General features: G+C 43.0%; 8 protein-coding genes. 1 reads left to right on the top strand and 7 read right to left on the bottom strand.

Annotation, left to right across the window (positions count from 1 at the left end; genetic code table 11):
• Nucleotides 1-80: 80 nt before the first annotated feature.
• Genes HWQ41_RS30095 through HWQ41_RS30080 form a run of 4 tightly spaced genes read right to left on the bottom strand, consistent with a single transcriptional unit; the run spans nt 81 to nt 3,065 of the window.
• On the bottom strand, nt 81-1,634 hold the full coding sequence (locus HWQ41_RS30095; RefSeq protein ID WP_292771171.1) for a DUF1800 domain-containing protein: 1,554 nt from the start codon (nt 1,632-1,634) through the stop codon (nt 81-83).
• A gap of 4 nt (nt 1,635-1,638) precedes the next feature.
• On the bottom strand, nt 1,639-2,121 hold the full coding sequence (locus tag HWQ41_RS30090) for a Spy/CpxP family protein refolding chaperone (RefSeq protein WP_292771169.1): 483 nt from the start codon (nt 2,119-2,121) through the stop codon (nt 1,639-1,641).
• 12 nt (nt 2,122-2,133) lie between these two features.
• Nucleotides 2,134-2,481, bottom strand: a complete 348-nt coding sequence (locus HWQ41_RS30085) for a hypothetical protein (protein WP_292771167.1) — start codon at nt 2,479-2,481, stop codon at nt 2,134-2,136.
• Nucleotides 2,478-3,065 (bottom strand): sigma-70 family RNA polymerase sigma factor, encoded by a 588-nt coding sequence (locus HWQ41_RS30080; protein WP_292771165.1) that lies wholly within the window; start codon nt 3,063-3,065, stop codon nt 2,478-2,480. The genes HWQ41_RS30085 and HWQ41_RS30080 overlap by 4 nt, the downstream gene beginning before the upstream one ends.
• A 488-nt stretch (nt 3,066-3,553) precedes the next feature.
• On the opposite strand from HWQ41_RS30080, the gene HWQ41_RS30075 reads away from it, so the two are divergent.
• Nucleotides 3,554-3,805, top strand: coding sequence for a hypothetical protein (locus HWQ41_RS30075; protein ID WP_292771163.1), 252 nt, complete (start codon nt 3,554-3,556; stop codon nt 3,803-3,805).
• Between the two features lie 498 nt (nt 3,806-4,303).
• Here HWQ41_RS30075 and HWQ41_RS30070 read toward each other — a convergent pair whose 3' ends face one another.
• From HWQ41_RS30070 to HWQ41_RS30060, 3 genes are all read right to left on the bottom strand, one after another.
• A complete protein-coding gene (locus tag HWQ41_RS30070) occupies nt 4,304-6,316 on the bottom strand; it encodes an ATP-binding cassette domain-containing protein (protein ID WP_292771160.1) in 2,013 nt (670 codons plus the stop codon).
• A 336-nt stretch (nt 6,317-6,652) separates the two neighbouring features.
• Nucleotides 6,653-8,047, bottom strand: coding sequence for an MFS transporter (locus tag HWQ41_RS30065; RefSeq protein WP_292771156.1), 1,395 nt, complete (start codon nt 8,045-8,047; stop codon nt 6,653-6,655).
• Between the two features lie 164 nt (nt 8,048-8,211).
• Complete coding sequence (locus tag HWQ41_RS30060; protein WP_292771153.1) at nt 8,212-12,903, bottom strand: non-ribosomal peptide synthetase; 4,692 nt, start codon at nt 12,901-12,903, stop codon at nt 8,212-8,214.
• Nucleotides 12,904-13,184 lie beyond the last annotated feature (281 nt).

The raw sequence follows: 13,184 nt of genomic DNA, 5'->3' as shown, positions 1-13,184 counted from the left end.
GGACTATGATCTACCTAAATATTGATTAGGAAAAGAAAACGCTATATATTGAGTTATGAGTTGAGTTTTGTAACTGACAACTAACGACGCATAAATTCTGGACTGCCCAAGATTAAAGCACTGCGAATTTGAGAGTCACTAGAGGCGATCGCCTTCTGCGTTTTCACTGAAAAAGAATTGCCCAATGTATTGGTTAGTTGCCAAGCATCTACAGGAATCCTGGGGGACTTTTGTAAAGGTATTTGCTCAGTGCCGATTTTCCCTTGTCCCAGTGGACTCTCCCCCGCTTGCATATTTGTTGGGATGGTTGATAAGGGTAAATTTCCATTGGCGATCGCTGTCGCAAAGCTGAGGCGGCGGTTCATCGCATCAGGATTTAACCACACATCTGCTGTGTTTTTGTAACCGTCTGGAGTTTGGCAACGGTATAGAGGCATTGCCAACTGTTGGAGCAGGTTGGAGATTGGTCTTGTATTATTCACTTCGATGCCTGTGGCTCGCACCGCAGAGATAGCGTATTGATAGGGTGTTTTAAACTTGGCATTAAAGTTTTTTGCATCCCAGAATTCCCGACTGTGGAATAGGGTGTTGAGAACCTCACGAATATTGCCATCAGTGGCAAGATAACGTTGTGTGAGATGGTTTACCAGATCAGTGGGGGGGCGATCGCTGACAAAATATTGAGCTATCTGATAGCTGATGTGACGTGCAGTCGCCGGACTCCGAGCCAAAATATCTAGAGCTTCCTCCCCTTCGGTTTCACCACCGCCTTTAATTGTGTGTCCCAGAAAAACTTTGTCGCTAAAATCATGACGCTTTGGATTGAAGTAAAATCCGAAATTATTATCTGTCTGCTGACCGGGACGACTGAAACCCCAACCACTCAAAATCCGCGCCAGAGCAATTACATCTTGCTGAGTATAACCTCCATCCACGCCGAGAGTGTGCAATTCCATCAGCTCACGAGCATAGTTTTCATTCAAACCTCGGATATTACCCTGAGCATCGGGGCGGCTGTCAGCCCGATTTTGGAAGTTATCCAGATAATACTGCATGGCTGGATGATGAGCTGTTGCCCCCAACAGATCACGAAAGCGACCCAAAGCGTAAGGTCGAATCGCCTCTTGTTCATAAGCTCCCACCCAGAGGCGATCGCGTCCTTTTCCAGCATCCACATTAAAATGGTTATACCAAAAGTCCACCATTACTTCCTGGAGTTGTCGAGGACTGCTAGTTGCCTCTAATAACCGCGCCTGGACTGCCTGATCTAGCACCTGTTTACCCCGCTTGTTGGCAGTTTTTATTTCTTCCTGGCTGGGTTTTTGTCCTGGGAGATGAGTTGTGCCATATTCTAAGAGTTCTACTGGATTCAAGTGGAGAGTATCTAGCTGCTTTAGTTGGCTGGTGAGACTTTGCGGTTCGGGAATCGAATCGGGTGAGAGTTGCTCTTGAATGTATCGCTCTACACCCATAGATTCTACTCTTTGCACATCTCCAGGGCGAGGGCCAAAGCTGAGGCGATTAATTATATGTAATACTTTTGGCTCAACAGGTATGGAGGCTGCATGACTGGGGTCAATTCCTCCCAGTAAGATAAACAGCAACAACACCCAATATTTAGGCTTCACAGTCATAGAGTTAATTGTGTTGTGCTGGGGGTCGAGGATTTGGGCGAGAATTTTTCTTATACATGCGATCGGCAAATATCTGCCGTTGCTCTGGGTTCAAGATTTCCCGAATCGCAAGCGTATTTTCAAACTGGACATCAGCAAGCTGCTGCTGTACAAGCTTGATTTGGTTATATTTATCACGCACTTGCTCTTTAGTAGCTGTCCCTGCTATCAGGTCATGTAATTCCTGTTGCCCTTGACGTATCACCTGTGATTTTTGGGCTATCTGCGGTTTGGATTGATTACGAATTTGCTTAATCTGTTGCAGTTGCTCGGATGTCAAATTCAAATCCTTGAGCCATCCGCCTGATTTACCACCATTTGGATGAGGTACACTTGTGGGGATTTGGGCAATGACTTGGCGTGAAAGTAAAGTTGGCTTGGCCAGAGCAATAGTGCTACTAAGGGCAAGCATCGTCACCGCCAAAATGGAAACACGACGTATTAACATCAAAGCGATCTCCTATTCAGTATCTAAGTCTGTAAAATGCCATACATCACTTTCCTGATGTTCACTACTGGCTGTAGCTTGCCAATTGCTTTCAATAAAAGTTTCCAATGTGGCAAGTTCAGCCGGACTCGGTTGAGCAGGTATCAAGGCACGGTAGCCAACTATCGCCGCTACTAATCCAGCTGCAAGAGCAGGCAGAACTAACCTCAGCCTTGAATAGTGACGTAAGGGTGGTTGAGGCCAAGTTTTCACCTGTTGTAAAATTTGTGGTTCTAAATCAGGCGAGGCTGGCGGAACTTCTGGACAATGTTGGCAGAGAAAATTAATTAGGTCAGCATCATCATTGGGCAACTGAGTCATAGCTGTACTCCTTGGTTTTGGAGAAATTGACGCATGGCAGCACGAGCATGGAATAGGCGTGACTTGACTGTTCCCAGAGGAATGTTCAGGATTTTTGCTACCTCTTTTTGAGGTACTTCTTCCAAATCATGCAAAACCAAGATCGTGCGATGGTCAAAACTTAGGTTTGCCAGTCCCCGTTGCACAAGGTCTTGATAATGCATATTCATTAACTCTGGGGCTTCCTGTTGGGTAGGAGTTTTTTCACTCAAAATCTGTAATTGAGTTCGCCTTTGAACATCTGCCTGTCGCTGGTCATAAGCCACGTTCCAAGCGATTCGGTATAGCCAGGTGGAGAATTTTGCTGTTTGGCGAAACTTGGGCAATCCTTTCCAGGCTTGCAGAAATACTTCCTGCACTACATCGTCGAGAGAGGCTGGAGTGCATAGTTTGTAGAGGATTGACCTCACTCTTTGCTGATGGCGTCGGTAAAGCTGACCGTAACTTTGGGTATCACCCCGCAGGCACTGCTGTACTAGATAACTGTCAGATTCGCTTTCTAATTCGCTAATGGATTGATTTGCTTTATTAACCTTGGCTGGCACAACTAACACCTGAGGCGTTCTCCTCTATCCGTTTCGTTGCTTGTATTTATTAGACCGGATGAATGGGAAAAAGGTTCAAATGGGTTAGAAGTTTGGGCATAGGAAACACCTGTTCAAGGTAAGTGTGACTCTCAGTACTTACTTATCATTTACCATACTCAGTGCTGAGTGAGGAATTTGAAGACAAAATGTATCCCACAAAAAGAGCCAAAACGTGTAATTTATCACTATATCAGGACTTACGCAAACAATAGCCGAAAAGAGTAATTCTCAGGTAGGGGCAATTCATGAATTACCTCTACAGCCTGTAGTTTTGCGTAAGTCCGATATATATAAAGATACGGAAGTACGATCCAGAGCCACGCTACACAAGAGCAATTAAGAACACGGCTGGTATAGGAGTGAAAAAGGTTTCCCCTAATTGAACCTTTTGTGAAGGAAAGAAGTCTAAAACTATAGATTTCTGGTTCAATCAAAGGTATGTCTTTATGAACGTGAAAAGAATTCTCTCATCTTGTTTGTTAGGCGTTTTGCTAACTTCGAGTGTTTTAGCAGAGCGTGCATCTGCTCAAGTAGAAGTAATTTTGGGAAACAATCACCAGCATGAATGGCGCGAACGAGAACGTGAGAGGCTAGTATTGCTACGTAGAGAACGTGAATATCGTGAGCGCCGTGAATGGCAACGTAGAGAACATGAGAGACGTGAATGGCGTGATAGACATGAACATGACTATCGCTAATAAATCACTCTCAGTTAAAAGATTAGCACTTACTAGACTAGACCGATAAAAAGTAGAAGGGAGGCAGTAACCTCCCTTCTCTTGTGGCATTAAAGGAAAAACCTTCAAAGGGTTTATTTTCACTCGCACTTAGTTAAGGGACTGACAAATAAAAAAATACTCAAATACTTATTGTGGGGTAGGCATCTTGCCATTGGTGTCAACTTAAGGTACAAAGCAGTCTAGACAGAGCTTTGAGAGATTGCCTCGTTCCCAGTCTCTGACTGGGAATGCCTATAGGAGGGCTGCCGCCTCTTGAGTTGCGGCAGAGCCGCAATGAGGTGCATTTCCAGCCAGAGGCTGGAAACGAGGTTTTAAAGGGGTTCTAGCTTTGTAAGTGGGCGTACTTGTCCTTCTACTGTCGGCAAAATTGGATGACATTTTTCAAGCAAATTATCAAAAACAACAGCTGCATCCATGATCACCAAAATCGGAGGTGTAAAAAAGTATGATTAGCCGCTAAACTCTCACCCATTTCAACACCTTAGGATCTTTATCATAGCGATAGGTAAAGCCGTCCCTAGTAGTGATAGACTCCCCTTTGCTTGCCTTACTTCTAATAGTGCTAACGGAATAGTGTGTTAATGCATTTATTTCCTGATGAGTGAGCTTTTCGCTTGTGCTGATTTCTGATTCATTTTGGGATTTATCTTGAGATGAATCATCTATTTTGATTTGAGCATTTGCGGTAGGTTTAGTAATACTTACTTTTTGAGTCCGATAATCCTGTACTGTCACAAGTTGCCAACTGGAATCTTCTGCAAGTTCCAGAACCCATTGATGATAATCAAATAGACTTTCTCGATGTCCTACACTAATAAAGGTTGTTTTTGTTTTTTGTAACTGTTGATATAAACTTCCTTCATTTTTTAAATCCAAAGCACTGGTTGCTTCATCTAATATAGTAAAGCTAGGACGAGTAACTAACAGTCGTGCAAACGCAAGGCGTTGTTGTTCTCCCAATGATAGGATATTCTCCCAAGGGACTTCTGCATCAAAGCCGCCAACTTTTGTCACCACCTTTTGCAGGTTAAGTTGTTGCAAAACATCTTCGAGTTCTCGATCGCTCACTTGACGATTTGTCTGCGGATAGAGCAGTTGTTCGCGTAAAGTTCCCAAAATGATGTAAGGACGTTGAGGTAAAAACAAGACTTCTTCAAGAGGAGGTCGCACCAGACGACCCGTTCCCGCATTCCACAAACCAGCGATCGCTCTCAATAGAGAACTTTTACCTCGACCACTGGGGCCAACAATCAATAAGCCTTCGCCTGGTTGAACAGACACTGACAAGTTTTCGACAATCACCTGTTCATAGTTTGGCGTTTGTAAGGTAACATTCTCGAAAGCCAAACGGTTCTCTTCTATTGTTTTAATCGTACTGACATTCTCTGGTTGTTTGGTAACTGCTTCTAACGCATCTGAAAACTCAGTTAAACGCTCAACATAACTGGAAAATCGTCCAGAATTCCCAAATTCTCTAATTAATGTTGCCATAGCCGTGGCAAACATATTACAAGCTATACTGGCTTGGACAACTTCTCCGAAATCAGCTTGACCACTCATATATAAAGGTGCAAGTACTATATATGGGAATATTTGGATAGCAGCCTTATATGCTCCGTCAAAAAGTTCCTGATTGTTCTCCCAATTAATCTTGCGTTCGACATTTTTCAAGAGATTACTAAATCTTCGTTGAATTATATTAGATTCTTGGTTTTCTCCCTGAAAAAAAGCTATCGATTCAGCGTGATTACGAACATGAGTCAGGCAATAATTGTATTCTGCTTTAAGTTCTAGTTCCTCTTGATTAATTTTATTCAATTCTTGACCCAAGTAAATAGCAATCAAATTGCCTATGATCGTATAAATAATCAGAACAATTGCGATCAATTGGGAAATTGACCAAAGAATTACTAAAAAAGTCGTCATTTCCAGCACTTTTTCTAGGAAAGTAGCTGAAAAACTCAGAGCATTACTGGTAATGGGTTCGATTTCTTGAGATATTCGTTGATCTGGGTTATCAACATCGGATCTAAAGTTGATTCTATAATAGGCACGATTGCTCAAATATTTTGATAATGTGTGATTATTTAACCATTTGTACCAATCAAGAGCAATTTTTTTTCTGACAAATTTAGAAAATCCGCTTAAGAGCGTTACGCAGACAAGAGCAGCGCTGTAAAGCACTATCGTCTTAATAAAGTTAGGATAATCTTTCTCTTCAATAACATCAGTTATATAGCGAGTAACGAAGCTATTAAAGGCAGTTACGCCCACCAGCGCGATTATTAATAAAATCAGGAGAATGAGCATCCCCCATATCCGAATCACGTCTGAAAATGCTCTTTTCCCAGACTCTGTTGGATACCAGTAAGGCTGAACGATCGCTCTTACATTCTCCCAAAATTTATTAAAAGCCGAAGGAGAAGGATCATTCATTAAGGATTGATCGCGAGAAACTTTGGTTGGCATATTCTAAAATAAACTAAACATCTTTTTTTGATTGAAATACAGAAAAGTTTAAACGATTAAACAATATAGGATTTGATGTATAGGAATCCGGTTTGATTCCTGAATTTACTTGCGTGGCTAGGGAACAGGAAAGAAGAGATAGAACCGTACTGAGTCTTGTTGAAAAATCAAATATTAGTCCTATAGATCAGAAATGTTAAATCTAGATACAAACCTTTTAAGATTTATGAACTAAATTAACAATTACCTATTTTAAAAAATAGAAAATTTAAAAAATAAAATAGTAATTGGAAACTAGTAGAGCTTTTAATCAACCACCACTATGCAACGCCAAATTTAGGATACCAAAGAAACTGCGTCATCCTTGCTAGAAGCTGTATCAGCAGCGATGCCTGCGGCGGGCGTAGCCAACGCAACTGCATTACTAACATTAGGCAGTTCATCTTCCACAAACCGTAGGCGAGGGTACAAGTAGGCAATACAGGTTTCTAAAATGGTCAAGACTCCCATAATAATCAGTAGAAGTCCCATACCACGACCTGACCCAACACCGATGATTTGTCCGATGCTTCCTGCTAAAGAACCGTCAGTAGCCATTAAGGGTTCAAAAACCTTCTCGGCTAAAGGCCCAATCGTGATGTAGCCTAGAGGGAAAGCGGCTGCTTCAATTGCTCCTTTGATCGCAAAAACTCTACCTTGCACACTAGGTTCTACTTTATTTTGCATGACAGCTTGCGTAGAACTGGAAACGATCGGTTGTGTCAGGAAGAATAAGAAGATGCCAACAGTGAAGATCACAAGAGAGGGTTGCAAACCGGCGACGAGAATAAATACACCACTCAAAAGCATACACCCGTATATCGCATATATATTGCGTTCTAGTCCTCCCCAGATGCTCACGAGCAAGCCGCCTGCTAGAATCGCAATGCCAAATAGCGAAAGAATAGTTCCCAGAAAGCTTACTGAAACAAAATTTAACACTAACGGGATAGTGATGACATTAATACCTCCCACAAGATAAAAGCTGGAAGCTGAGAATAATACTAGTCCCAGCAGTCCTGGTCGAGTGGTCAAATATCTAAATCCGTAAGTTGCTTCACTCAGAAATGAACTTTTTGCAGTTGCAACAGTACTCGTGTTGACTTCCGGGAACCGAACCAGCATCAGGGAGACAACAGCAATAAATACAGTGGTTACATGAAACAAAATAATCCCTTGGAAATGGACAATGCTTAGTAGAACACCTCCGAGAGTTGGTGCAATGATTAGGGAAATGCCAAACATCAGACTCACTAGCCCGTTGGCACGATTGAGGTGCTGTTTCGGCACGAGTAAGACTGTTGATGCTGTATAAGCAGGTGTGTGAAAAGCCATGAAAACAGCAGTGAAGGTATTGGCTAGGTAAATATGCCAGACTTCCAACCGATCCATGAGAAATAAAACGCCGATCGCGATCGTTCCCAAACACGCGCAGACATCAGCGATAATCATCGTCTTTCGGCGATCCCACCTATCTACCAGAGGCCCAGCGATCGGGGAAATTAAGATCAGTGGTAGAGTATTGAACAGAGAGACTAAAGCAAACTGTGTCACTGATCCAGTGCGATCGTAAACCCAGATATCTAAGGCAAAGGCAGTGGTACTGGAACCAATCGCGGGGATCAACTGTCCTATCCAAACAATGATAAACAGCCGCATTTCCCGCAAAACAGTTAGTCTTGTTTTTTCCATAATCTGTACGTCTGACATCATAATCCGGCATTTTATAGCTTTTTGCTGTCCAAATCTGACCTCTGTATCTTTGTGGTTAAAAAGTGAATTTTGTAACACAAAGACAATCTCAATTTACATCTTGAAAGGGCTAGTCATTAGTACCAATGACCAATGACCAATGACTAATGACTAAATCGGCGGGCGGCTATTCCTCCCACCCCTTGAAAGGATGAGATTCCCGCCGATTTTCTTTGAGAATTATGCCGCTGAAATAGTAAGGAAAGGTCAGTTAAGCGGCATTCGGGATTAGTAATTAGAAGCTCAAGCAACACTATAAACTGAGTTACCGCACGACTAATAGTAGTAGCATCAAACAAATCGATTTTGTAGCACCATTTCCCTTCAATGCTTCCTAATGTTGTTTGCTGAAGATAAATATCCCAATCAAATTCTGCTGTTTTACTTTCAACTGACCAGGGATGAACAGTCAAATTTGTCAGTTTTAAATCTGATGCAGGCAAGAAGTTAAACATCACTTGATATAGCAAAGAGTGGCTTGGTTCTAGTTTTGGCTGTAGTGCTTCTACTAATTTCACGAAGGGAATTTGCTGTCGATCGGAGGCTGCCAAAAAACATGCACGTACCTGATACAGCAACTCTTTCAGACTTGGATCACCCCCCAGATATGTACGTATTGGTAGCGTGTTAATGAAGCATCCAATAAGTCTTTTAGTTTCCACTTGCTGGCGATTGGCAAAAGGAATGCCCACAATAATATCTGACTGTCCGGTGTAATAGAATAGCAATATTTTGAAGGCTGTTAGCAAAGTTACGAATAGAGTTACATTGTGCTGTTGGCTCAGATGTTTAAGAGCATTTGTTAGGCTTTTAGGGATGATGAAAGTTTGACTTGCACCTTGGAAAGTTCGTATTGGTAAGCGCGGACGATGCCTACGGCGAGCTTCCCTAACAGTAGGTAACTGTAGTAAAAGTGTGCTATTGCCTAGTTGCTGCTTCCAGTATTCAAGGTCAGACACAAAAGCAGGACGAGCAACCCACTGCTGTTGCCAATAGGCAAAGTCAGCATATTGGATGGGTAAATCGGGAAGCGGTGAGGGCTGATCATGACAAAATGCTGCGTATAATTTTGTTAGCTCCTCTAAAAACACACCCACAGACCAACCATCACAAACCAGATGATGGATAGTTATTATTAGTAAATGCTCGGCATCAGAGAGCCGCAGCAGCTTGATGCGTAACAAAGGCCCTTGTTCTAGATCGAAAGGCTGGTTTTTTTCCTCAGTCACAAATCTTTGAGCCAGAGCCTTTCGCTCAGTTTTAGATTCAGAAAGTTTTCGCAAGTCTACCACCGAAAATGGCAATACGGGCTGTTGAGCAATTTTCTGAACCACTTGCCTATCGGCGATGGGCTTCTCTACGAGAGGCTTCGCCAACGCCCCGCTGGAAGCGATCGCAAAAGTAGTTCGCAGAGCTTCGTGACGACGGACAATTTCAACAAGGCTTTGCGCCAGAGCAGTTACGTTTAGTAAACCTGTCAAGCGATAAGCCAGTGGAATATTGTAGACGGGTATGCCCGGATGCAATTGAGCTAATATCCAAAACTCAAGCTGGGTCAAAGAAATTGGCAACTCTTTTGTGTTCCGGGGTACTGGTTTGAGAGATGGAGTTATCAGTCCCAACTCATTTTGGCGGTATTCTGAAATCTGCTGATCTAGCTCGACTACCGTCGGGTAATCAAACAGACAGCTGATGGGTAACTCCACTTTGAAGGTTTCTCGCAACCGAGCAATGACTTGCATTGCTGATAGGGAATGCCCTCCCAATGCAAAGAAGTTGTCGTGGATACCAACTTGTTCTAGTCCTAAAACATCGCTCCAGATTCCTGCCAGAACCTCTTCAGTAGCAGTACGGGGTGGGATCAAGTCTGTAGAGACATTACGTGTTTCCCGACTCAAAGGTGCTGGTAAAGCACGGCGGTCTGTCTTGCCACTGGGGGTTAGAGGTAGAGCATCCAGCAACTTCACAAAAGCAGAAGGCAGCATATAGTCGGGTAGCTTTTGTTTGAGGTAACAAAGCAGTTCGCTGGTGTCTAGGTACTGTTTAGGGACAATGTAGGCGACTAGGCGCTTATTCCCTGGTTGGTCAACTCTTGCGATAACTACTGCTTCTCTTACCTGGGGGTATGCAGCGAGTACGGTTTCAATTTCCCCTAGTTCAATGCGAAAGCCCCGCACCTTAACTTGATTGTCAATTCGACCGAGAAATTCGATGTTGCCATCAGGTAAATATTGAGTGCGATCGCCTGTTTTATATAAACGACTGCCGTCTTTCTCAAAGGGGTTAGGAATGAATTTCTCAGCAGTCAATTCCGGGGAATTAACATAACTTCTGGCGATCGCAACGCCGCCGATATACAGTTCTCCGGGAACTCCAATCGGTAATGGTTGCAGATTGCGATCAAGGATGTAGATTTGCGTATTAGCGATCGCGCAACCAATGGGCGGAAGTAGCGACCAACTGCTAGCAGCATCTTTTAAAGTAAAACTTGTTACCACATGCCTCTCCGTTGGGCCGTACTGATTTTGCAGCGTACAACCAGAAAGCTCCCTAAAAAAGTTGACTAAAACCGGAGTAACTTGTAACTGTTCTCCTGCCGTCATAATTTGACGCAAAGATGCAGGATAGGATTGAGCAATAGAGGCAGCATTGGCTAATTGCTGAAGGGCGACGAAGGGCAAAAACAGTCTTTCCACCTTTTCTTGGGCAATTAACTGTAATAATGCAAACCCATCCTTCTGTATTTCTTCGGTGATTAAAACTAAGGTTCCGCCGTTACACCAGGTAGAGAAGATTTCTTGAAAAGAGACATCGAAACTGATAGAAGCAAATTGCAAGGTTTTGGCACAACTCAAAGCACCTTCGTCCATTTGCCAATATAAAAGGTTAACCAGAGAACGGTGACTCATGGCTACACCTTTGGGCTTTCCGGTTGAGCCAGAAGTATAAATTACATAAGCCAAGTTCTCTGGTGTCACTCCACTAACAGGATTTTCCTGACTGTTTTGGCAAAAAATCTCCGATGTATCTAAGCAAACTACTGTTAATAGTTGCTGGGATAAGGCAATTGATAAATCTGTCAGCAATAGCGACGCTTGAGAATTGCTCAAAATATAATTTAAGCGCTCTTGGGGCGATCGCGGATCTAAGGGTACGTAAGCACCACCAGCTTTGAGGATTGCCAACAGTCCTACTACCATCGATAAAGAACGCTCAACGCAAATCCCTACCCGCACTTCTGGTTTTACCCCAAGTTTTTGTAGATGGTGTGCTAATTTGTTAGCCTGACAATTTAACTGCTGGTAAGTCAGTTGTTGGGATTGGAACGAGACTGCTACTGCATCCGGTGTTCGTTCCACCTGTTCTTCAAACAACTGAGCGATACATTTGTGGGGATAATCTGTTTGAGTGTGATTCCACTGTACCAATTGGCGATGCTCGGCAGAAGTTAGTATAGATATCTCGCTCACTGTCTGCTCGATGTTAGTGACCATACCCTCTAACAAAGTCACAAGATGCCCCATCATCCGGTTAATCGTTTCTCCATCAAAGCGGCTACCATCATAAAGGATGCGTAGGGATAACTCTTGTCCTGGTACGGCGATGACTGTCAGCGGATAATTGGTTTGTTCAATGACTCGCCGTTTAGTAATCTGGATGCTTTTACCTAGATTTGATAAAGACGTATCTTGTGGATAGTTCTCAAACACCACGATGCTTTCAAACAGGGGTAATTCTTGGGGAATCTCACTAATAGCCTGAATTTCTACTAACGGACACCAAGAATACTGCGATCGCTCTACCTGTTGAGCCTGCAATTGCCTAAGCCATTGCCATAAAAGAGTTCCTGTGGGTACTTTCACCCTTACTGGTAGAGTATTAATGAATAGTCCCCCCATAAATTCCACCCCCGATAAAGTGGGAGGACGACCGGACACAGTTGCTCCAAATACTACCTCAGACTCATCGGTGTAGCGACTGAGTAAAAGTGCCCAAGCAGCTTGGACGAAATTTGAAAGTGTCAGATGATACTGCTGTGCCTGGGACTGTAAAGCAGTAGTTATAGTTGCCGATAAACAGCAGTGCTGCTCGTGGTAAGTTTTTGGTTGTTGGGAATTGTGCGCCTCACCCCGATCTATGAGCAAACGGGTAGGGCTAGTAAAGCCATGAAGTTGTTGTCGCCAAAATGTTTCTGCTGCTCTTAAATCTTGTTGCTGTAACCAATTTATGTAATCTCGGTAAGGACGGGGAGTATTTAAATATAAATATTTGCCTTTAAGTAAGGCATTGTAAAATGCAAAAACTTCTTTGCAGAGAATTGGCCAGCTCCAGCCATCAATCAGCAGGTGATGAAAGCTCCAGACAAATTCGTAAGTATCATCAGCGACTCGAATTAAGGTAAAGCGCATAAGTGGAGCTTTGTCAAGGACGAAGCCTTGGACTCGATCTGCTTCTAAGAAAGCTTCTAGGCGCTCTTGTGGTTCTTCTGAAGATAAGGAACGCCAATCATAGTTCTGCCAAGGGAACTCTACTTGCTTACATACTACCTGGAGAGGCTTTTCCTGCTTTTCCCAAACAACAAGGGTACGCAGAACTGGGTGACGCTTTACTACTCGCACACAGGACTGCTGAAGCACTGTAATATCTAGATTTCCAGAGAGCGTTAGACAGAACTGCTCAAGATATACTCCTGATTCTGGCTCGTACAGAGTATGAAAGAGCATACCCTGCTGCATAGGAGAAAGAGGGTAAATAGATTCAATATTTTTATTTTTAATTATTTCCAGCTTGCTCATACAAACAGTTCATTTTGAACCATAAATTTCAATGATCGCCACTAATAACAATTCGTAATTCCTAATTAAAAAACTCCCCATCTCCTCTCTTTCTCTGTGTTCTCTGCGCCTCTGTGGTTTGTTAAAAAATTAAGTGTTCTTTTGGCAGTAAAGGAATAATCAAACACTAAAACTGAAAGTAGACAAAGGGTTGAGGACTGATTGCTGTGAGCCGAAATATTGCTGAACTCATATCTTGCACCTGGAAATGTTGATGTCAAAACCAGAACTAAGTGTAAGAG

It is taken from the genome of Nostoc sp. NOS(2021), from assembly GCF_017115025.1.
In the GTDB taxonomy this organism is placed as follows: domain Bacteria; phylum Cyanobacteriota; class Cyanobacteriia; order Cyanobacteriales; family Nostocaceae; genus Nostoc.
This window is presented reverse-complemented; position numbering and strand designations above follow the sequence as displayed.

What these genes read in the sequence shown, in the direction of transcription:
- HWQ41_RS30070 (WP_292771160.1), bottom strand. Translation starts at nt 6,316, where the DNA reads ATGCCAACCAAAGTTTCTCGCGATCAATCCTTAATGAATGATCCTTCT.
- HWQ41_RS30090 (WP_292771169.1), bottom strand. Translation starts at nt 2,121, where the DNA reads ATGTTAATACGTCGTGTTTCCATTTTGGCGGTGACGATGCTTGCCCTT.
- HWQ41_RS30065 (WP_292771156.1), bottom strand. Translation starts at nt 8,047, where the DNA reads ATGGAAAAAACAAGACTAACTGTTTTGCGGGAAATGCGGCTGTTTATC.
- HWQ41_RS30085 (WP_292771167.1), bottom strand. Translation starts at nt 2,481, where the DNA reads ATGACTCAGTTGCCCAATGATGATGCTGACCTAATTAATTTTCTCTGC.
- HWQ41_RS30060 (WP_292771153.1), bottom strand. Translation starts at nt 12,903, where the DNA reads ATGAGCAAGCTGGAAATAATTAAAAATAAAAATATTGAATCTATTTAC.
- HWQ41_RS30095 (WP_292771171.1), bottom strand. Translation starts at nt 1,634, where the DNA reads ATGACTGTGAAGCCTAAATATTGGGTGTTGTTGCTGTTTATCTTACTG.
- HWQ41_RS30075 (WP_292771163.1), top strand. Translation starts at nt 3,554, where the DNA reads ATGAACGTGAAAAGAATTCTCTCATCTTGTTTGTTAGGCGTTTTGCTA.